Annotated in this window: 20 protein-coding genes, 2 tRNA genes and 1 pseudogene; 13 read left to right on the top strand and 10 right to left on the bottom strand. The window is 63.0% G+C overall.

Features of this window, described 5'->3' with window-relative positions; translation table 11 throughout:
* Nucleotides 1-190 precede the first annotated feature (190 nt).
* The 5 genes from QNO00_RS11215 to QNO00_RS11195 all read left to right on the top strand — a co-directional run bounded on the left by QNO00_RS11215 (nt 191) and on the right by QNO00_RS11195 (nt 4974).
* On the top strand, nt 191-808 hold the full coding sequence (locus QNO00_RS11215) for a DUF2867 domain-containing protein (RefSeq protein WP_284024569.1): 618 nt from the start codon (nt 191-193) through the stop codon (nt 806-808).
* A complete protein-coding gene (locus tag QNO00_RS11210; protein WP_284024568.1) occupies nt 795-1418 on the top strand; it encodes a TetR/AcrR family transcriptional regulator in 624 nt (207 codons plus the stop codon). Before QNO00_RS11215 ends, QNO00_RS11210 begins: the two co-directional genes overlap by 14 nt.
* A 50-nt stretch (nt 1419-1468) precedes the next feature.
* The gene (locus tag QNO00_RS11205) at nt 1469-1900 is read left to right on the top strand and encodes a LexA family protein (protein ID WP_229966291.1); all 432 of its coding nucleotides are present in this window, start codon (nt 1469-1471) and stop codon (nt 1898-1900) included.
* 32 nt (nt 1901-1932) lie between these two features.
* A complete protein-coding gene (locus QNO00_RS11200; protein WP_284024567.1) occupies nt 1933-3219 on the top strand; it encodes a Y-family DNA polymerase in 1287 nt (428 codons plus the stop codon).
* A gap of 237 nt (nt 3220-3456) precedes the next feature.
* On the top strand, nt 3457-4974 hold the full coding sequence (locus QNO00_RS11195; protein ID WP_284024566.1) for a P-loop ATPase, Sll1717 family: 1518 nt from the start codon (nt 3457-3459) through the stop codon (nt 4972-4974).
* An 858-nt stretch (nt 4975-5832) separates the two neighbouring features.
* Here QNO00_RS11195 and QNO00_RS11190 read toward each other — a convergent pair.
* Nucleotides 5833-5907, bottom strand: a tRNA-Ala gene (locus QNO00_RS11190).
* Nucleotides 5908-5959: 52 nt separating this feature from the next.
* Nucleotides 5960-6094 (bottom strand): annotated as a pseudogene (locus QNO00_RS11185) (site-specific integrase); the annotation flags it as partial.
* A gap of 134 nt (nt 6095-6228) precedes the next feature.
* Between QNO00_RS11185 and QNO00_RS17400 the strand changes: the two are divergent.
* From QNO00_RS17400 to QNO00_RS11180, 3 genes are all read left to right on the top strand, one after another.
* Nucleotides 6229-6456, top strand: a complete 228-nt coding sequence (locus tag QNO00_RS17400; RefSeq protein ID WP_502863341.1) for a helix-turn-helix transcriptional regulator — start codon at nt 6229-6231, stop codon at nt 6454-6456.
* Entirely contained in the window at nt 6426-7442 is a 1017-nt protein-coding gene (locus tag QNO00_RS17395; protein ID WP_502863340.1) for an HNH endonuclease, read from the top strand. Before QNO00_RS17400 ends, QNO00_RS17395 begins: the two co-directional genes overlap by 31 nt.
* Before the next feature lie 319 nt (nt 7443-7761).
* Nucleotides 7762-8517 carry a hypothetical protein gene (locus QNO00_RS11180; protein WP_284024565.1) on the top strand — a complete coding sequence of 252 codons (756 nt, stop codon included), beginning with the start codon at nt 7762-7764 and terminating at the stop codon, nt 8515-8517.
* Between the two features lie 246 nt (nt 8518-8763).
* Here the strand turns inward: QNO00_RS11180 and QNO00_RS11175 are convergent, their stop codons facing one another.
* Together QNO00_RS11175 and QNO00_RS11170 are read right to left on the bottom strand one after the other, a co-directional pair.
* A complete protein-coding gene (locus tag QNO00_RS11175; RefSeq protein WP_284024564.1) occupies nt 8764-9045 on the bottom strand; it encodes a hypothetical protein in 282 nt (93 codons plus the stop codon).
* Nucleotides 9046-9516: 471 nt separating this feature from the next.
* Nucleotides 9517-9589: transfer RNA gene (locus QNO00_RS11170), tRNA-Ala, on the bottom strand.
* 229 nt (nt 9590-9818) lie between these two features.
* Between QNO00_RS11170 and QNO00_RS11165 the strand changes: the two genes are divergently transcribed.
* Nucleotides 9819-10235, top strand: a complete 417-nt coding sequence (locus QNO00_RS11165; protein ID WP_229966295.1) for a four-helix bundle copper-binding protein — start codon at nt 9819-9821, stop codon at nt 10233-10235.
* Between the two features lie 27 nt (nt 10236-10262).
* On the opposite strand, the gene QNO00_RS11160 is transcribed toward QNO00_RS11165, so the two are convergent.
* A complete protein-coding gene (locus QNO00_RS11160) occupies nt 10263-10778 on the bottom strand; it encodes a mycothiol transferase (RefSeq protein WP_284024563.1) in 516 nt (171 codons plus the stop codon).
* Between the two features lie 182 nt (nt 10779-10960).
* On the opposite strand from QNO00_RS11160, the gene QNO00_RS11155 reads away from it, so the two are divergent.
* The 3 genes from QNO00_RS11155 (at nt 10961) to corA (ending at nt 14343) form a co-directional block, all read left to right on the top strand.
* A complete protein-coding gene (locus QNO00_RS11155) occupies nt 10961-11185 on the top strand; it encodes a hypothetical protein (protein ID WP_284024562.1) in 225 nt (74 codons plus the stop codon).
* Between the two features lie 134 nt (nt 11186-11319).
* A complete protein-coding gene (locus QNO00_RS11150) occupies nt 11320-13233 on the top strand; it encodes a heavy metal translocating P-type ATPase (RefSeq protein ID WP_284024561.1) in 1914 nt (637 codons plus the stop codon).
* A 114-nt stretch (nt 13234-13347) separates the two neighbouring features.
* Nucleotides 13348-14343 carry a magnesium/cobalt transporter CorA gene (corA, locus tag QNO00_RS11145; RefSeq protein ID WP_229966299.1) on the top strand — a complete coding sequence of 332 codons (996 nt, stop codon included), beginning with the start codon at nt 13348-13350 and terminating at the stop codon, nt 14341-14343.
* Here corA and QNO00_RS11140 read toward each other — a convergent pair.
* The 5 genes from QNO00_RS11140 to QNO00_RS11120 form a co-directional block, all read right to left on the bottom strand.
* Nucleotides 14321-14863 carry a hypothetical protein gene (locus tag QNO00_RS11140; protein ID WP_284024560.1) on the bottom strand — a complete coding sequence of 181 codons (543 nt, stop codon included), beginning with the start codon at nt 14861-14863 and terminating at the stop codon, nt 14321-14323. The genes corA and QNO00_RS11140 overlap by 23 nt on opposite strands.
* Before the next feature lie 86 nt (nt 14864-14949).
* Nucleotides 14950-15399, bottom strand: a complete 450-nt coding sequence (locus QNO00_RS11135) for a glycosyltransferase family 2 protein (RefSeq protein WP_284024559.1) — start codon at nt 15397-15399, stop codon at nt 14950-14952.
* A gap of 100 nt (nt 15400-15499) precedes the next feature.
* Nucleotides 15500-16381, bottom strand: coding sequence for a manganese catalase (locus QNO00_RS11130; RefSeq protein WP_284024558.1), 882 nt, complete (start codon nt 16379-16381; stop codon nt 15500-15502).
* Nucleotides 16382-16550: 169 nt separating this feature from the next.
* Nucleotides 16551-17432 carry a manganese catalase gene (locus QNO00_RS11125; protein WP_229966301.1) on the bottom strand — a complete coding sequence of 294 codons (882 nt, stop codon included), beginning with the start codon at nt 17430-17432 and terminating at the stop codon, nt 16551-16553.
* Nucleotides 17433-17584: 152 nt separating this feature from the next.
* A complete protein-coding gene (locus QNO00_RS11120) occupies nt 17585-18745 on the bottom strand; it encodes an acyl-CoA dehydrogenase family protein (protein ID WP_284024557.1) in 1161 nt (386 codons plus the stop codon).
* Nucleotides 18746-18883: 138 nt separating this feature from the next.
* On the opposite strand from QNO00_RS11120, the gene QNO00_RS11115 reads away from it, so the two are divergent.
* On the top strand, nt 18884-20350 hold the full coding sequence (locus QNO00_RS11115) for a S10 family peptidase (protein WP_284024556.1): 1467 nt from the start codon (nt 18884-18886) through the stop codon (nt 20348-20350).
* Nucleotides 20351-20352: the final 2 nt, after the last annotated feature.

Below are 20352 nucleotides of genomic sequence, written 5' to 3'. Positions count from 1 at the left end.
GAGGCGTTGCTGGGAGTGCTGTTGACTGGGCAGGCCGGCTGCCCGGAAGGCGGTTGACGGTCCTCAAGACGAGGACCATGGGCACCTGAAGCGAATCGATGTACCATATGGTACATCGATTCTTTGTGATGCACATCTCATTTTTCTCGCCATCCTTCTCTCCCGATTTCCTCCGCAAGGAGACCTGACCATGGCACACCCATCCACGGAACATCCACCGGCAGACGGCCCCTGGCGAATCCATGAGGTCGCTCCTGATTTCCGCCTTTACGGAGTCTGGGACCTGCCCACCCCCGGCGGAGCCGGGGACTTCCCCAAGCTGGTCCATCTGTTCGCCGCCGGAGATACCGCCGACAACCCCTCCCGCATCGCCCGCCTGCTTTTCGCCATTCGATGGAAGCTGGGCGCACTGTTCGGCTGGGACGGCGCCGGGGCCGGGATCGGCAGCCGGGTCCAGTCATTGCGCGAGCGGCTGCCATCCGATCTGCGCGAAGCCCCGCCCGGTCCGGCCTTTCCCACCCTCCCGTTCTCTCCGGTTTTCCTCCTGGAGCGCGAAGCTGCTGCCGAAATGGCCAACCGCACGGTGCACGGGGTGCTGCACCTGAGGTGGGTGCCTGACGGGACCGGCGGCTACCACGGCCAAATGGCCGTACTGGTGAAGCCCAACGGCCTGCTGGGCCGAATGTACATGGCAGGGATTACTCCCTTCCGGCACCTGCTCGTCTATCCACCCCTGCTGCGCGGCATCGGAGAGGACTGGCGCCGCGCTACGGCGCAGAGATGCGCGGATCCGCATGGCCGGGCGTGAGGCCGGCTCCGGCCGGGAGCAGTTGCTGCAGGCCGCGTTGGCGTATTTTGCGGCGAATGGAGTGCACAACCAGAGCCTGCGCAGCCTCGCCGCAAACATTGGCACCAGCCATCGCATGCTCAACTATCACTTCGGCTCCCGCGAAGGGCTGCTGACCGAGGTGGTGGCCGCCGTCGAGCGCCGGCAACGGGAGGCGTACGCCAGCCTTTTCCGCGTCGACTCGGACCCTGCCGCCTCCCCGCGCGAGATGACCGCACTTTTTTGGAACCGCATGGTTGATGAAACATTGACCTACGGCCCGCTGGTATTCGAGCTTGCATCCCATGCCATGCAGGGCGAGCCGCATGCCCGCATTCTGAGGCAAACCCTGGTGGCCCCCTGGCTTGACGCCATGGAAGACAGTTTGGTCCGAGTGGGCTACGACCCCGGTTCCGCCCGCATGCAGGCCCGGCTGGCCCTTGCCGTGGTCAACGGCCTGCTGTTTGACCTGCTGCTGACAGGCGACCGGGCCGGCGCGAGTGAGGCCCACGGCCACTTCCTGGACCTCATCGGCCTCGGCGACCGGACCTGGCCAGGCAGTGACGGCACCGGCGGGGCGGTGCTAACCTGAGAGCACTCGAAAGTGTGTTCTAGAAAAGTCGATTCTTGGGAGGATGCGGCATGGCGGTTTTTTCCTCGAACCCTTCCCCGCGCTCCGGAGGCAACGACGCGGCTCCGGCCAACCGTTCATCAACGCTTCCCGCAGGCTTCGCCTCCCCCGCGCAGGACTACTACGACGCCGGCATCGATCTGAACCGGCATCTGATCCGCGATGCCACCTCCACGTTCATCATGCGGGTCTCCGGGGACGCCATGGACGGGGCCGGCATCAGCGACGGAGACGAGATCATCGTGGACCGGTCACTGACGCCCAAGGACGGGTCCGTCGTCGTCGCCGTCCTGAACGGCGAACTGACCATCCGGCGCCTGCTGCTCACCGGACAGGGGATCTACCTGCACGCCGACAGCCCGGGATCGACCGACATCCGCGTACCCGATCCGGCCGAGCTGTCCGTCTGGGGCGTGGTGACCCGGTGCCTGCACCACGTCTGACCCCTCCCGCTTCCAGCAACCGGAAGCCGCCCGTGGCTGAGCAGCAGCGTTTCGCCCTGGTGGACGTGAACAGTTTCTACGTCTCCTGCGAGCGCGTGTTCGATCCGAAACTGGCCGGCATTCCCGTGGTTGTGCTCTCCAACAACGACGGCTGCGTGGTGGCGCGCTCCGATGAGGCCAAGGCGCTGGGCATCAAGACCGGGGATCCGTGGTTCAAGCTCGCCGAATCCGCCCCGAAGCTGGGCCTGGTGCAGCGCTCGAGCAACTATGAGCTGTACGGAGACCTGAGTTCGCGGGTGATGCAGCTGCTGGCCCGCTTTTCCTCGGAACAGGAAATCTACTCCATCGACGAGTGTTTCCTGCACCTCCACGGAACCGACGAGCAGCTGCGCAGCCGCGGCGCCGACATCCGCGCCGCGGCCGCGCGGAACATTGGCCTGCCGGTCTGCGTGGGAATCGGGGCCACCAAGACGCTGGCCAAATTCGCCAACCGGATTGCCAAACAGAATCCGCATCTGGGCGGAGTCTGCAATCTCGACACCCTGGGCCCCGCCGTCGTCGACACCATCATGTCCCGGGTGCCGGTGACCGGGCTGTGGGGCGTGGGGTCGCGCAACGGTGCGCGGTTGAATGCACTGGGGATTCACACGGTCGCTGACCTGCGCGACGCCGATCCCGCCGCGATCCGCGCAAAGTTCTCGGTCGTGCTGCAGCGGACCGTGCTGGAACTGAACGGCACCGCGTGCATCCCGATGGAAACGGAATCCGCCGACAAGCAGCAGGTGCTCTTTTCCCGCAGCTTCGCGACGCCGGTGACCACCCGCGAATCGATGCGCCAGGTCATGAGCCTCTACGCCCAGAAGGCAGCCATCCGGCTGGCGAAGGAGGGCCAGCTCGCCACCGTAATGACGGTGTTTGCCGCGACGTCCCGGTTCAACACGACGGCGGCATCCGCGCCCTCGGTGACGGTGCGGCTGGAGCGGCCCACCGCGGATCCGCTGGTCCTCACCCGGGCGGCCATCACGGCGATGGACTCCCACGTGGTGGAGGGAGCACCGTATGCCAAGGCCGGCATCATGCTCACCGGCCTGTCCCCCGCCGGGGCGGAACCCGTTTTCGACCTGTTTGCCGCCGGCCCCGAACAGCCCGACATCGGTCCGCTGCTGGCCCAGGTCACCGACAAGTACGGCGCCGCCAGCATCGGGCTGGGGCTGGCCGGCCTGGCCTCGGCCAAACCGGACTGGACCATGGCCCGGAAGTTCGCCTCGCCGCGCTTCACGACGGAATGGTCCGATCTGCCGGTGGTGAAGGCGGTCTAGGCGCGGGAACTACATGCGAAAAGGTTGCCCCGCATCAGCCGGGGCAGCCTTTCGACTGTGCGTAAGTGGAGCCAGCAAGGTTCAGACAGTCTCGTGGAGTATCGCGAGATCCAGTCCCATCCGGGGGGCGCACACAAAGATCCCAAGAAAAAACCACTACAAGTGGATTTCCGTCCTCTACTATAAGTCCAAAGGTTGCCAAGCAAACGTGGGGGAAGAATGAAATTAAGTTCACTGTTGGAATCCATTGATGTTGGTAGTGACGTAGCAGAGAGCGACCTTGGTCTCCAGCAGCACTTCATTGCCACGTCAGCCTTCGACCAAGTTGTTCGCGACGAAACAGACCTCGTGCTCGGACCTAAGGGCGCCGGTAAGACAGCAATCTTTCGGATGCTTGCTAATGACCAGTATCCAATACCGCAGCTGGCCGATACCGATATTATTGCTGCCTTTAATACCGAAGGCGACGTTCTATTTCAGAATCTGCGTTTATATGTCGATGACTTTGACGAGTCAAGTCTTCGGCTACTTTGGACAAGTTACATCCTCAGCCTCACCGGATGGCATCTCGTCACGACCTATGATGCGATTCCTGAAGCGCAGCAGCTTCGTGCCTCACTACTTGCCAACGGCCTACAAGAAGTATCGGCAAAACCTCGTTCCGCATGGGGATGGGTAACTGAGTTCTTTAAACGGGTTGGTCATGCGAAAACAATTGAAGGTCGGTTGGATTTAGGAACAGGCCTCCCGGGCATGTCCGGTAAGGCCGAATTTGTGGATCAATCAAAAATGCCGAACGCTGGGTCGATCGACACGGATGGTCTGATGGCTCAGATAATTGCCCTGTTAGATAAGGTTGATCGTCGGTGCTGGCTTATTTTTGATCGATTGGACGAGGCATTTGAGGACGATTCTGAGTTAGAGCGTATTGCTCTTCGTAGCCTTATGCGTGCGCATTCCAACCTGGCTTCTTATAGTCGGCGATTCCGAACAAAGTTGTTCCTGCGTATTGATATTCTGGATCGTATTACCACGGAAAAAGGCTTTGTGAACATCACCCATCTCAGGTCAATGGAGATCAGTTGGACTCGACAGCACATCTTAGACATGTTGATTAAACGAATGACTACTCATGATGACGTTATGAAGCTTCTTTTTGCTCGGAATGTGCAAACACCCAAAGGCGCACTAAATGTATTGCTTTCGGGCGTCGATGAAAGTCCTAAAAGAGCGGCAGCTGGCCGGGGAGGTAAACAAATAACGGACCCTTTGACGTATATTCTAGATAAGACCACGGACGCGTCACAGGAATATAACCCTCGAAACGTGGTATTCATGATCGATCGTGCCAAATCCCTGGAGGCGTCAGCTTGCAAAAGATCCGATAGCGATATTCTGCAGTCCGATAGATCGGCAATCAGTCAAGAATCACTGATAAGGGCATGGCGCCTACTTAGTGAAAAGCGTCTAGTTGATACATTGTACGCTGAGCACAATAGCTTACGTCAAGCCATTGAGGCATTTCAGAACGGTCCACAGTCATTCAGTCGTGAGTATGTGGCCGATCGCCTCAAAGGATTAGAGGGTGAGCCTAGAAATGTTAACGCGTGGATACGTGAGCTTCAGTATGCCGGTTTTCTTAAACAGGTAGGCGTAGGTACTTATCGTATACCGGACATATGGCGACCAGCATTGAAGCTGGTACCCCTTCCGCCAGGCCATAAGCCACGCCACAGTAATCCGAGACCCAGGTAGGGAGTACATGAGATTTGGCGGCCACAAGTGGGGGGGGTGTTCGTCAGCGCTTTGCATAGGCGGTAGGTTCAAGTAGTAAGAGGATATGTCAACGTTCTCTTACGTATTGTTCCCCGCGGAAGCGCCAGAAAGAAAAAGAGTAATTCGACGATGAATCGAGTCGCCGGGATGTTCAGCGCCGCATCTTCCCTGATTAGTCCGGAGTCGCTCGGGACTGCCCCGAGTTTGCCTGACTCCTGACTATGGCAGCCGTTCGAATGGCGGCATACAGCCACTGCAGTCATAGCACTCGGCCTCGAACGCTGAGGGATGTTCCTTTGGTGGCGAAACCGGAGAAGTAACTCGAGTGTCGGGTCCGAAACCTCCTAGCTCAATCTTCGCGATTCGATAGATTCGTTACTGGGCGGTCTTATCCGGCACGTCCTCCCCATGACCAGTGTCCCGATTGCGTAGTCCGAGGAAACTCAAACCGCTGTCTGGCCTACCTTTCGGCGTGGTGTATAAGCGGGTCCTTCAGCGCGACACCTTTTCGCCGCTCCCCCGACGACAAAAATTCCATATGAACCCTCGCGGGTGCGGGTGCGGGCACCCGCAGGTCGGATTCGAATTCGGCGACCTTGGCAAGGACGTTGAAGAGGAGTCGGTGAGGTCGTGGACGGATCCGCCGTTCCGGTGGGTGAGGTCTTCGATGATGTCCCGGGCGTGCGCGCGGTGGATCAGAAGACTGATGGACAGCGGGACGCACTGCTCACTGCAGTGGTAAAGGATGATGCACGCCATGAGAATCACCGATGCACCCCGACACGCCAAGGGGCCTGCTTCCCTTTATCAACAAGGAAACAGGCCCCTTCGCGTCTGTGGAGCTTAGGGGAATCGAACCCCTGACCTTTTCATTGCGAACGAAACGGTTTCGCCTTGTTCCTAAAGGCATCCAACCCGGTCGGGTGACAAAAAAGTGACGGTCATATTTGAAACCGACGCTCAGGAGAGCGTCATTGAGCCTCTTGGCACTGTCATGGAGGTCGTCGTCAAAGAGGCCCGCATACGTATCCAGTGTCATGGTCGCCGACGCGTGCCCGGCAATACGCTGAACCACCTTTACATTTGCGCCTCCCTTGACGACCGTTCTGGTCCTCCCGCCCAATCTGGGTCGGGCCGCAAGGAGAACAGGAGAAGGCGACACCACAGGTGTCGTCCCTATTGATGTTCAACTAGCCGGCCCTATATGGGCCCCTTACAAAGGGGTAAACACCCATGCACCACTCTTCGTCTTGCGAGTTCATTGACGCCACGACGGCGCAGAGCATTACGAGCAACATCTTTCTCAGTCGTGAGGAGGCTGCGGCATACCTTGGCCTGTCGGCCAAGACTCTTGCAACACACCTCAAAGACGGTCCTCGCTACCACAAGTTTTTTGGCAGCGTTCGATACAACATCCAGGACCTCGACTCATGGGCCAAGCAGCAGATGGTCGTTCGATGAGCTCGGACGAGTCAGACATTTCAACAATGCTGGGGGCCTCCGCTGGCGCTCGGCCCAGAATGAACTCAACAGACGTTGCCGTGCTTAGGTTTTTGCAGAGCCAGGCAGTTGGCGGTTTTGCTTCCGCTTCCCACAGGTGGATTGCAGAGCATGTCGGACGCTCCCGTCAGACTGTTGGGAAATCCATACGAAGGCTGCGGAGTGAAGGCGTGCTTGAAGTAGTTGGTGCTCCTCGCAGGACTTCGATTAGCAAATTCCGTATATCAAACCTGTCCACTTCCTTTACCAACACACCCCTCAAGGACTTGTACCCAGATTGGGAAGTTAGGCAAATCTTCCGCAGCACGGACCTGTTCGGCCCCGGAATCCTCTACGAAAATGCCCCCAAGGACACACCTCTACGCCTCGCCGACATATGTGAGGTGGCGCCCGGGCGCACAAGGACGACAGCCAGTAGGCAGCTTCAAAGGTTGGAATCGCTGCCGATGCCCCTTGCCGTCTCAGCCAAGGACCCAACGCACACACAACGACTCCTCTGGACGTTCCCGCTTTTGAGCGAAAGCGGCGAGCAGGAGATTCTCCAAAGACTCAGTGCGCTGCATGCACCGTATGCCCCAAAATCCCGCGAAGAAATGGAGCTTCGGCATTCATGGGAACGAGCCCAGACCAGCCAAGCCTTGTCTCTCAGGAGCTATCCCTGGATATATGAACACGAGATAGGCCCAAACTCTGTGCGTGATCCTGAGAGCGGATGCATTGTGTTCATGGGCCCTCGAAACAGGAATGGGTACTGGATGCCTGTCCCCAACCGACCTGGCATAGGCGCCCACCGCGTCGCATGGGTGGTCAAGCGTGGCCCTGTCCAGCCTGGCTACGAAGTGCACCACAAGTGCGGAACTAGAGCATGTGTGGATCCAACCCATCTGGAAGCCTTGCCTGTTGCGGAGCACCGAATAGTGACACCCTCTCGTCGGCACGCCTCCTAACAGCCAACGCAGAACAGACGACCTTGGGTGAATCATGCCTCTCTCTGCGCCGAAAGTTGGACGCTCTTCTATCCCGTAGGCAATCAAGGGTGCCTCCACCTTCGGGGAGAACAGGGGGACGACAGGGGCCCTCCCCCCTCCCCGTGACCTCCGTGGCTGAGACCGAACCCAATTCGACTATCACTAGTTCGTCGCTACAGGGCAATGCATGGTTTTATGGGACCGGCATGTACTAGCCACAGACCCAGGGCTCTGCCACCAAAAGCACACATAACAGGAGGGGTGGCCTGTGCCTAAGCCGTCTATACGTCTTGCGATCATGGAAGACTTCATCGGATCTCATCCGCTCTTGTTCTCTGCCATGGCGCTCGCAGTAAGCGCAGGGATTGAGTTGCTCCAAGCGTGGCCCGAGTTCATGCCTTTGGGCCACGAAATCGGAGAAGTTGCAAGGAACCTTGGATACGGCATCGCGGCAGCGTGTGTCTTCAACTGGATCATCGTTGAGATTCCAGCAAAGCGGGAAGCCCGACGCATTCTTGATTCCTACTGGTGGAACCTAAATGAGATGGCCCTCTCCGGTGCAATGCTGCTCGCCCAGTACCGACAAATGGCTCCTAAGGGTGAATACAACACCCAAACTGAGACAGGGATGAAGGACTTCCTCAAGACGATCCCGTTGATCCCGTCCCAGACATCCATGCAAGGGACCACAGTCAAGTCCGGCCCCGAGTTGTGGGTGCTTTCTGATCCCTTCGCCCACACGACCCTAATCGAATACGTCGAAGGCCAAGGAGCCGTTATCAGCCCTTTCCTTCACCGATTGGATCCCGGGGTGGCGGACTGCGCTATCGAACTGATGCACTTTCGCCAGCGGATGAACGGTCTTAGGCCCGTCTTCAGACCACCTGGAAGCTTGGAGCAGGAGTTCTTGCATATCTGGGAATTCGTACGCCATTCCCGGAGGCTGCGTCAGGCTCTTTTGACACACTACCCAGAACATGAATTACGCGTTCCCACTATCCTCCCTCTGTCGCCAGATCAGCCCGTGCATCAGATCGTGGATGCAGATCTCTAGACTCCAAACCTGCGACACTGGACGCCAAGCTCTTCGCGCTAATGATCGTCTGACGATTGTGAGACTGCGAGCGCTCGCCACCCAGCCACGAAGTACCGGCCGATGATCAGGCTGAATACTCATTCCGTGGAAGCTTCGGGAACGATGACCGGTTCCTTAGGACGGCAAGGTGGTTCGCAGAAGCGGATCCCCTAATGAACGCCTCCGAGGGGAGATTCTCGACCTCCCGTTTGCTCTTGGTGATGGCTACTCACTTTCGCCGGAGCTGACCGCGTCTCCGTCTCTCTCGCTCTCGACTTCCTCGGGCTCAAACTTGTAAGTTCCTGACCACGTCACGACGGGCCCCATCCATCCGTAGCTGGAGAGACCCTCCAGATCGGTAAGTACATCTGCCCCACTGATCACCTTCAGTACTTGGAAATCAGCAGACCGTTGGCGGGTTTCGCCGCGAAGCGTTACCTTCGCACGTTTGCCCTCCTCAAAAACCCACTCATCACCTTTAGATTTCCACGTCGTCTTAGTAGCCATATAGCGATGATAGAGCAGCCGCTGACCGGCCGACCTTTGAAGTCGGCTGCGCCAACCGTCAGTTTTTCAGAAGTCGCCCGCATCAAAGCGGCAACGGCAGCAGAAAAGTAAGGCGCTGGCCTTACGGCCACACCAACCTGACTAAGGCGCGAGACCCCCACATTCCCTGCTCTTTAGCGTCGCCAACAAGGCATAGAGGGCCTGCAAAGCCTCTAAGGTCCATCAGTCCCGAAATGAATTCTTGTCCCCGCTAAACCCAGCTGGGAGACTGCGACCCCTCAATGGACCCAGCTTCCCTTTACGCCCCTGGCTGATCACTACGGCCCGCGTGTCTGATGACGAAAAAGTGACGACAAGCTAGAGAAAACGGGGGAAATTACGGGAACGTTAGAGAATCGCGCTCGCTTCCCGACAACGGGCGAAGGGGCCTGCTTCCCTTTATCTGTAAGGAAACAGACCCCTTCGAATCTGTGGAGCTTAGGGGAATCGAACCCCTGACCTTTTCATTGCGAACGAAACGCTCTACCAACTGAGCTAAAGCCCCAGCCCGGCACGAAACCGGACGGCTCCGAAGAGCTAACCCCGATTCTAGACCCGCGCACAGGCTCCGGCGCAAATCGGCCGGCAGCAAACCTGCAAGGATCGACGCCGATCCGCGCCAGACCCCTGCCTCCGGTCCCGCGGCGCGGCTATCCTGAACGCCCGGGCCGGCATTGAGCCCAACTGCATCTCCCCGACCGTGCCGTTAGGCGAAGCGAAAAAGGAGCAGCACCATGTCCCTCATCGAAGATGTGCTCAGTGAACGGCCCGACGGCGCGGGAACAGATCTGCTGGCCGTCTCCACCTGCGTCATCGCCTGCTTCGACTGCGTGCAGGTCTGTACCGCCTGCGCCGATGCCTGCCTCAGCGAAGACATGCTCGGCGACATGGTCGAATGCATCCGCAAGGACCTGAACTGCGCCGATATCTGCGCAGCCACCGGGACCGTGGTGGCCCGCACCGGAACCCGGTATTCGGGCTACGACGGCAGCACCACGGCACTGCTGCGTGCCTGCGCAGCCGCCTGCCGCCAATGCGCCGAAGAGTGTGCCCAGCATGCCGCCGAACACGGGCACTGCCGGATTTGCGCCGAGACCTGCCGCCGCTGCGCCGCCATGTGCGAGGAACTGCTGGCGGTGATGGCCCGGTAAACCGCCGGAACGACGACGGCGGCCCGGCTACGCGCGGGAAGCCAGAATCATGCCGCGCAGATAGGCGGCCTGGCCCACGTGTTCCAGCCCGTCCCCCAGGATGCTGACCAGCCGCACGCCCAGAGTGACCGGCGGATCCCAGGCCGTGTCCACCACGGAGTCCAGATCCCCGCCGGTCACGCCGGAGACGAAGGCTGCGGTGCGGGAGTGCACCGCCTCGTAGTACGCGAGCAGCACGTCGGCCGACGGCACCTGAACGGCAGCCACCTGGGCGGAATCATGCCCGTACCCGGTGTCGTCCACCGCCAGAGGCAGCCCGACCCGGCCGTACCAGTCCTCCGCCGTCCACGCCTGTTCGTGCCCCGCCAGCGGAGCGACCTGCGCGTCCTCGCTCCGGGCCAGATGCCAGACCAGCCAGGAGATGGAGTTGCCTGCCGGATACGGCCGGTGGTTCAGCGCTGCGGCATCCAGCCCGTGCACCGCCCGGCGCACGGCCTGGGGCAGACGCCCGAAGGCGTCGATGAGAAGGTCGCTCTGTTCCATGTCCGTACTCCAAGGTTTGCATTCGGCAAGGTTCGCATTCGGCGCCAGCTGCGGAAGGATAGGCCGCCATCCTTTCATTCACCGGTCCGCCGGGAAAGGGCAGAAGGACGGACCCGTTGCCGCCCCAAGAAAAACCGGCGGCAAGCGGTTCCATCTGCTCCCGGCCGACCTAAAATTGCGAGATGAGTTGGACTGACGAGCGTCCTCCCTGGCTTCCGCCGTTGCCCTCGCCGCACCGCGGGCGGATGCGGATCGTCGTGGGCATGGTTCTGGTCGTCGCCTGCATGATGGGCATCCTCGTCGTCGCTTTCCTGGGCGAAACGCTGAGCCTGTACACGTGGTGGCCGCTGGCCATCGGCCTGGCCTTTCTGATGTCCGGCCTGTTGAGCCGCCGCGGCATGCCGTGACAGCACCGGCTCCCCTCCTTTCGCGGCGACAGTGCCGGCAACCCGGACCAGGCATCCCGCGCAACAGGGCCGGCAACCGTTAGGTTAGGTTCCTCTTGCTGGAAAAGCCCCACCGGCGGGCCTATAACGAGAGCATGAGACTCTCCGTGATCCGGAGGTATCCGGAGGTGGCAGCGACCATCGTCGTCGGGCTGGCCGTCTTCGCGCTGCTGGGAACCGGCCTGCCGACAGCCGCCGCACGGCTCGCCTCCGGCTATGCACTGCTGGTTGCCGCCGTGACCGGCGCCCGAATGGTCCGCGACCTCCTCCGCGGCCACTGGGGACTGGATGTCCTGGCCGTGCTTGCCATCCTGGCCACGGTGGCGGTGGGCGAATACGTTGCCGCCCTGATCATTGTCCTGATGCTCTCCGGCGGTGAGGCGCTGGAGGACTTTGCCGCGCGGCGGGCGCGCAGCGAACTTGATGCACTGTTGGAACGGGCGCCGCAGGCGGCCCACCGGCTGCCGCCGGACAGCGAAACACCGAGGGACATCCCGGCTGCCAGCGTCGTTGTCGGCGACGTGCTGCTGGTCAAGCCGGCCGAGCTGGTTCCCGTGGACGGCATTCTGCTCAGTGCGGAGGCCTCCTTTGACGAATCATCGCTGACCGGTGAATCGCTGCCGGTCACCCGCGCCGCCGGCGAGACGGTGATGAGTGGTTCCGTAAACGGCCCGCAGGCGGTTCGAATCCGGGCCACGGCGACGACGGCGGACAGCCAGTACCAGCGGATCGTCGCCTTGGTCCGCGAAGCCGCTGCGTCGAAGGCTCCCGTGGTGCGCCTGGCCGACCGGTTCGCGGTGCCGTTTACCGCGGTTTCGCTGCTCATTGCCGGCGGTGCCTGGCTCCTCAGCGGAGATCCGGTGCGCTTCGCCGAGGTCCTGGTGCTGGCTACTCCCTGCCCGCTGCTGATCGCCGCCCCCGTTGCCTTCCTGGGCGGCATGAGCCGCTCGGCGCGCAACGGCATCATCGTCAAGGGCGGAGCCACCCTGCAGCAGCTGGCCCGGGCCCGCGGCATTGCCTTCGATAAGACCGGCACCCTGTCTTACGGCCGGCCGCACCTCGTGGCGGTTTCCCCCGAACCTCCGTTTAACGCCGGCGAGGTGCTGCGGCTGGCCGCTTCGGCCGAGCAGTATTCCTCCCACGTGCTCGCCGCCGCCGTGCAGGCTGCGGCGCTCGAGAAGGGACTGGTCCTGAGCCCGGCAACATCGGCCGCCGAGGTCGCCACCAACGGAGTGCAGGCACAAGTGGCGGGCCGCACCGTCCTGGTCGGCAAGCGCCGTTTCGTGGCAGCAGCGGTCCGGAACGGGCTTCCCGGCGCTGGCCCTGCCGCCGGAGCCGCCGGAGAGCTTCTGGTTTACGTCGGCGTGGACGGCCGTTTCGCCGGCACCCTGACCCTGCGCGACACCCCGCGGGACAACGCCCGCGCCACTCTGGAGCGTCTGGCCCGGCTCGGGTTGGGGCAGCCGGTGATGCTCACCGGCGACGGGCGGGCCTCGGCGGAAAGCACCGCTGCCGCGCTGGGCATCCGGACCGTCCATGCGGAATTGCTGCCGGAGGACAAGGTGCGTCTGGTCGCCGCCCTGCCGCTCCGGCCGGCGATCATGGTGGGCGACGGCGTGAACGACGCCCCGGTGCTGGCAGCGGCCGACGTCGGCATTGCGATGGGTGCCCGCGGATCCACTGCGGCCGGAGAATCCGCTGACGCCGTGATTGTCGCTGACGACATTTCCAAGGTGGCCGACGCCGTCGACATCGGACGGAGGACCCTGCGGGTGGCGCTGGAGAGCATCTGGCTGGGCATCCTGCTCAGCGTCGGACTGATGCTCACCGCGGCCTTCGGGTTCATCCCCGCCGTTGCCGGGGCCCTGACCCAGGAGCTGGTGGACCTGGCCGCGATCCTGAACGCACTGCGGACCCTCGGCAGCGGAACAGGTTACGTTCCCGCTTCATCCGTTCCGGACCCGGCTGAAGAAGTCCGCGGAGTGCCGCCCGGCAACGCTCAGCACTAAAGGCCGCGAGAGCGGTCGCCGGCAGTCCGCCGAAGAAGGGGACGGGATGGATAATGGAAGCTGCCGCGCCACAGCCGCGGCACTGTGCACAGTTCAAGCAGCTAGGGGACGTCCATGACCTTGATCGACAACGGCGTGTATGTGGACGGCAAACGGCAACACACGCCCGACAACCTCGATGAGACTTTCGAACTGACCCGGTCCTCCGGCGGCATGGCGTGGATTGGCCTGTACCGGCCGGACGACATCGAGCTCCTGGCCGTCGCCGAGGAGTTTGGCCTGAACGTGCTGACCGTTGAGGATGCCCTCGCCGGGCATCAGCGGGCCAAGCTGGAACACTACGACGACACGCTGTTCGCGGTCCTGCGGCCGGCACGCTACCTTGACGACGTCGAACGCGTGGAGTTCGGCGAACTGCACGTTTTTGTGGGCCCCAACTTCGTCGTCACCGTCCGGCACGCCGAATCTCCGGATCTGGGCCGGGTCCGCAAGCGCCTGGAACAGGAACCGGACCTGCTGGCCCTAGGCCCGCACGCCGTACTTTATGCGGTGCTGGACCAGGTGGTGGATGAATACGCGCCGGTGGCGGCCGGGCTGGAAAACGACATCGATGAGATTGAGGACCAGCTCTTCGGCGGCGACGCCGAGGTGTCGCGCCGCATCTACGAACTCTCCCGCGAAGTCATCCAGTTCCAGCGCGCGCTCTCTCCGCTGGAGGGCGTGGTGGGCAGCCTGCAGCGGCACGCGGAAGAGTACGGGGTTCCGGCAGAGCTCAAGGACAACCTCGGCGACGTCCTGGACCACATCCTGCGGCTGATTGACCGGGTCAACGCCTACCGGGCCCTGCTGGAGAATGCCCTGAATCTGGCCTCCACGCTGGCCTCGAACCGGCTGGCCGAAACCAGCATTGAGCAGAACGAGCAGGTCAAGCGCATCTCCTCGTGGGCTGCCATCCTCTTTGCTCCCACCCTGGTGGGCACCGTTTACGGGATGAACTTCGAGGACATGCCCGAATTGGGCTGGACCTGGGGCTATCCGATGGCTGTGGCGGCGATGGCGGTTATGGGCTTCGTCCTCTACCTGACCTTCAAGCGGAACAAATGGCTGTGACAACGCGCATCCGTTTCCGCACACCTTCCCCCACGCCCTCCCCCGAGAAGATCGATACGTGGGCGGTCCCGGCCCGGCGAAGCCGGCGCACGGAATGCCCGGCCGTCCGAAGCCGGATCCCCGCATAGGGAACGCCGCCCCGAATCCGCCATCCCGCCGCAAGCCACACGCCCACCGCGCGTTCGAGCACCCACAGCGGTGCCCAGAACGCGGCATCCGCCATGAACACCCGGGTTCCGCCCGCACGCCGGCGGCCTGTTTCAGCCACGAGGATGCTGGCCGCGGCGAGCATGGCCAGCCGTGCCGGTTGCCGCAGGGACAGCAGAATCACCGGCAGCAGAGCCGCTTCCGCGGCCAGGCGAGCTGGCTGGGCGAAATCGTCATATGCCTGCCGCACCCGCTGCCGGCGAAAATGCGGCACCGAACACGGCACCCGGGACACGAAGAGGTCATCGGCCCGCACTTCGCGTCCTCCTGCCGCCCGGATGGTCCGCAGCAGCTCAAGGTTTTCGAACAGCACATCGCCGCTGTAACCGCCGGCGTCCAGCAGCGTTGACCGCCGGACCGCCAGCGTTCCGGGGTAGTCCGAGCGGAACGCCCGGTTTATCAGGGTTCTGGCCGTGTCCCACCGGGCGTCCAGGGCAGCGGGGCCGGAAAGTAGTTTTGCGGGCGGACGACGTCGGCGTCGGCGAGCAGCGCCACGGCCCGCTCCAGGCCGGTTCGCGTATACCGCACGTCGTCGTCGGCAAGGACGAGGTACTCGCGCGCGCTGAGCTGCACGCCGGTCAGCACGCCCTCCACCTTTCCATTGCCGTAGCCCATGCTGCGGGGCCTGCAGTGGCGCACTGCGGAGGGAAAGGCCTGCTCATGTGCGTCAAACAGGGCGGCGGGCGACCCGTCCACCACGAGGACCGGGATCCACTGGACCAGCTGGTTCAGATACGCACACAGGGATTCGAGTCCAGCGTCGTCGCTCCATTTGAGCGGCAGAATGTACTGGGCTCCAGCAAGTTGAGGTACTGCGGTCTTCGGCATTCCCGCCTTGGTTCGGGCCACAGCCCTTCCGTCTCCTTGTCCACGCTGCTTCCACACTGTTGCTTCCAGACGGCCGCGGTCCGCGGCCGCCCCGCAGGACGGCCACGGAACCTGGATGATGCTATTCCCTGTGCAGCTTGTCCTGAACGCTGCCGGCGATCTTCTCCACGATGTTCGGCAGGTCGGTGGTGCCGTAGTAGCGGGCGTCCACCCGGGTGGGCGGCGGCATGGGTGCCGACGTCGTCGGGCCGTCGTGGTAGCTGAACTCGCCCAGACCGTCCGGCGTGGGTCCGGAGGCCCAGGACCCTTCGGCGGCAGCTTTCCCGTCGGAGAAGTTCAGGTACTGATAGGACACCGACCGTTCCTCCTTCTTGATCGGGAAGTTGGACGGCACGGGCAGCGACTCAGCGCCTTCGGCCTGCAGTTCCTTCGCCGCCGCCATCCACTGGTTCTGGTGCATGGTGTCCCGCGCGAGCAGGAACGAGAGCATGTCCCGGACCCCGTGGTCATCGGTCATGTGATAGAGCCGGGCGACGGCGAGGCGGCCCTGCATTTCCGCGTTGGCGTTGGCAGTGAAATCCGCCAGCAGGTTCCCGCTGGCGGTAATGTAGCCGCCCGTCCAGGGGTTGCCGTTGGAGTCCACCGGCCGCGCGCCGGCACCGGCAACGATGGCGTGCTGCACATCCATGCCGCCGATCACCGCCGCCACCGTGGGATCGTTCTGCACGGCATCCTCGGTCACTCCCAGTGGCGCCTTTTCCAGCAGCTGGGCGATCATGATGGCCAGCATCTCCACGTGGCCCATTTCCTCCGCCCCGATGCCGAACAGCAGATCACGGTATTTGCCGGGAATGTGGGAGTTCCAGGCCTGGAAGCCGTACTGCATGGCCACGGTGATCTCACCGTACTGGCCGCCCAGAACCTCCTGAAGCTTGCGAGCGTAAACAGCGTCAGGCTTGTCCGGCGTGGACTTGAACTGCAGCTCCTGCTTGTGAAAGAACAATCTGCACCTCCGAAAGCGTCCCGTCTTACGGCCCGGGTGGACCCGCGGGGCTGGTGGCAAAAAAATAGCCCAGAACCAAAGTCATCAGCAAGCTTTGTATTCTTGCGGCTGCCGACACAGCGGCAGCTGCCTGCCCGCCGAAACCACGCAGCAGGCAGGCCCGCTCCGGCTACTCTTTCTTCATCTTGTCCTGCGCGGCACCCGCAGCCTTTTCGACCACGTTCGGCACGTCCGTGGTTCCGTAGTAGCGGGCGTCCACCCGGGTGGGCGGCGGCATGGGCGCCGTCGTCGTCGGCCCGTCGTGGTAGGTGAACTCGCCGTGGCCGTCCGGTGTCGGGCCGGAGGCCCAGGATCCCTGGGACGCTGCCTGCCCGTCGGAGAAGTTCAGGTACTGGTAGGAGACCTCCCGGTGTTCCTTGCTCAGCGGGAAGTTGGACGGGACCGGCAGCTGCTCCAGGCCCTCGGCCTGCAGCTCCAGGGCGGCGGTGGTCCACTGATTCTGGTGCATGGTGTCCCGGGCGAGCAGGAACGAGAGCAGGTCCCGCACGCCGTGGTCATCGGTCATGTGGTAAAGCCGGGCGACGGCGATTCGGCCCTGCATTTCGATGTTGGCGTTGGACGTGAAGTCCGCCAACAGGTTCCCGCTGGCGGTAATGTAGCCGCCCGTCCAGGGGTTGCCGTTGGAGTCCACCGGCCGCGCGCCGGCACCGGCCACGATGGCGTGCTGCACATCCATGCCGCCGATCACCGCCGCCACCGTGGGATCGTTCTGCACAGCGTCGTCGGTGATGCCCAGTGGCGCCTTTTCCAGCAGCTGGGCGATCATGATGGCCAGCATCTCCACGTGGCCCATTTCCTCCGCCCCGATGCCGAACAGCAGATCACGGTATTTGCCGGGAAGATGCGTGTTCCAGCCCTGGAACCCGTACTGCATGGCCACGGTGATCTCACCGTACTGGCCGCCCAGGGCTTCCTGGAGTTTGCGGGCAAAAACGGCGTCCGGCTGGTCCGGCGTGGATTTGAACTGAAGCTCCTGCTTGTGGAAAAACATCTGTACCTCCGGGAGGGTTGGAGCGCCCGGTTCCGCGTCTCTGGGGAGGGACCGGCAAGCCGGTGCACTTCAGCCAAAACTAATCCGGGATGACCGCCCACGGAAGAGCAGCCGGCCTGGTTGCCCCTGTCATCCTCCAGTTAATCGGCGCATCACCGGAAGGCCGGAATGCCCGTAAGGTGCTGGCCCAGGATCAGCAGGTGGACCTCGTCGGTACCTTCGTACGTGCGCACGGATTCCAGGTTGTTGGCGTGACGAAGCGGGGAATAGTCCAACGTGATGCCGTTGCCGCCCAGGATCGTCCGGGCTTCGCGGCAGATGGCGATCGCTTCGCGGCAATTGTTCAATTTGCCGGCGGAAATCTGATGCTTCTGCAGCCGGCCCGCATCCTTCAACCGCCCGATCTGCAGAGCCAGAAGTGTTCCCTTGCTGATCTCCAGCGCCATGTTCACCAGTTTTTCCTGCGTGAGCTGGTACCCGGCCAGGGGCTTCTCGAACTGCAGGCGTTCCTGCGCGTAGCCCAGGGCGGCCTCGTAGCTGTCCCGGGCAGCGCCCATCGCGCCCCAGATGATCCCGTACCGCGCTTCGTTGAGGCATTCGAAGGGCCCGCGCAGCCCCTTGGCCTTGGGCAGCATCGCGTCCCCGGGCAGGCGAAGATCCGTAATCTCGATGTCGCATTGGATGGAGGCGCGCATCGACAGTTTCTGCGTGATGGGCGTGGCCGTGAAGCCCGGGGTGTCGGTGGGCACCACGAAGCCGCGGACGCCGTCGTCCGTCATTGCCCAGATCACTGCCACATCGGCCACGGAGGCCAGACCGATCCAGCGCTTGGAACCGTTGAGGATCCAGTCGTCGCCGTCGCGCCGGGCACGGGTGAGCATGTTCCCCGGATCGGATCCCGCGGTGGGCTCGGTGAGCGCAAAACAGCCGATGGCGGTTCCGGCGGCCATCCGCGGCAGCCATTCATTTTTCTGCTCCTCGGAACCGTGTTTGAAGATGGCGCTCATCGCCAGGGATCCCTGCACGGAGACGAAGGTGCGCAGCCCGGAATCGCCGGCCTCCAGCTCCAGCGCGGCCAGCCCGTATTCGACGGCGCTTCGTCCGGGGCAGCCATAACCCTGCAGATGCATGCCAAGCAGTCCCAGTTCGGCCATCTGCGGCACGATGTCCAGCGGAAACTCGGCGGCGTCATACCAGCGGGCTATGTTGGGCCGAATTGCGGTATCGACGAAGGACCGCACACCGGCGCGCAGTTCCCGTTCCTCGGCGGTGAGGAGGGAGTCGAGGTCCAGGAGGTCGGGGCTGTCCGTCATGGTGTTTTCCTGTCGGGTAGGGGCGGCGTCCCGGAAATCCTAGCCCGTGCGGCAGGCGCCGTCCGCCCCCGCGTCCGCCGGCCCGTAATCCGGCCACCCGTTCCGGGTTCCTGCCGGCGGGGTGGCTAGACTGCTCCAATGCCCCAAGACGATCAGCCCCAAGACGCCGGCAACCAGCCCTCCCCGGGCGAGGCGGCCACCGACGATTTTGTTGTCCGCAGCCACACCTTGCCCTCCGGCCTGGACTACACAACCACCGCCGGGCGGATGGTGCTGCGGCAGGAGGAGACCAAGGACGGAAAATCGGACGGATTCCGGCCCAAGGCAGAGATTTTCCTCGTGGCCTACACCGCAGATCAGGCGGATTCCGCGGCCAACCGCAGGCCGGTGGTCTTCGCGTTCAACGGCGGCCCCGGCTCCTCCTCGGTCTGGCTGCACATGGGCCTGCTGGGGCCCCGGATGGTGGACTCCGGAGACGCCGGATCGCTGACCCCTCCCCCGTTCGGGCTGACGGACAACCCGGAAACGCTGCTGCAGCATGCGGATCTGGTGATGATCGATCCCGTGAACACCGGCTTTTCGCGCGTCGTGGACGGCAACGAGTCCGGGGAGTTCCACGGCTTCGAGGCGGACCGTGATCTGGTGGCGGAAGTCATCCGGCTCTGGACCACCCGCAACAACCGCTGGCTCAGTCCCAAGTACCTGGTGGGCGAGTCATACGGCACGCTCCGCGCCGTCGCCGTCGCCGGCCGGCTGTTCGACGCCTACGGCATGGCCGTGAACGGACTGGGGCTGATCTCCACCGTGCTGAATATGGCCACCCTGGATTTCGCGCCCGGCCGCGACACCCCGTATGCGCTCCACCTGCCCACCTACGCAGCGATAGCGCATTTCCACGGCCGGCACGGGAACCGGACGCTGCCCGACGTGGTGCGCGAGGCAGAGGACTACGCCGGCCGGGAGTACGGCTACGCCCTGACGCAGGGCGCGCGGCTGAGCTCCGAAGCGTTCGACGACGTCGTCGGCCGGCTGGCCGAAATCACCACCCTGGACCCGGGGTTCATCCGCCGCACCAATCTGCGCTGGGACTACGCGCAGTTCTCCGCCGAGCTGCTCCGGCAGGAGAATCTGGTGGTCGGGCGCATCGACGGCCGTTTCACCGCTCCGCCGGCGCACCAGCAGGATTCGGCCAACTGGGATGACCCCAGCCTGCGCGCCATCAACGGACCCTATGCGGCAGCCGTAAACCACTATGTGCGGGCGGAACTGGGCTACGAGAACGATCTGCCGTACGAAATCCTCACCGGCCGGGTCCAGCCGTGGAGCTACAAGAGCTTCGAAGGGGTACCGGTGGATGTCACCGAAACCCTCGAACGGCTCCTGGCCCACAACGCGCATCTGCGGGTGCATGTGGACTACGGCTACCACGACGGCGCCACGCCCCATTTCGCCGCCGAATACGTCTGGGCGCACATGCGCCTGGATGATGCGGCACGGGCACGGTTCTCGCATCACTATCACGAGGCCGGGCACATGATGTATCTGAAACCGCAGTGCCGGCTGGATCAGCTGGCGGCGCTGGGCGAGTTCGTGCGTTCGCGCTGAGC

The organism is Arthrobacter sp. zg-Y1219, from assembly GCF_030125545.1.
GTDB lineage: Bacteria > Actinomycetota > Actinomycetes > Actinomycetales > Micrococcaceae > Arthrobacter_B.
This window is presented reverse-complemented; position numbering and strand designations above follow the sequence as displayed.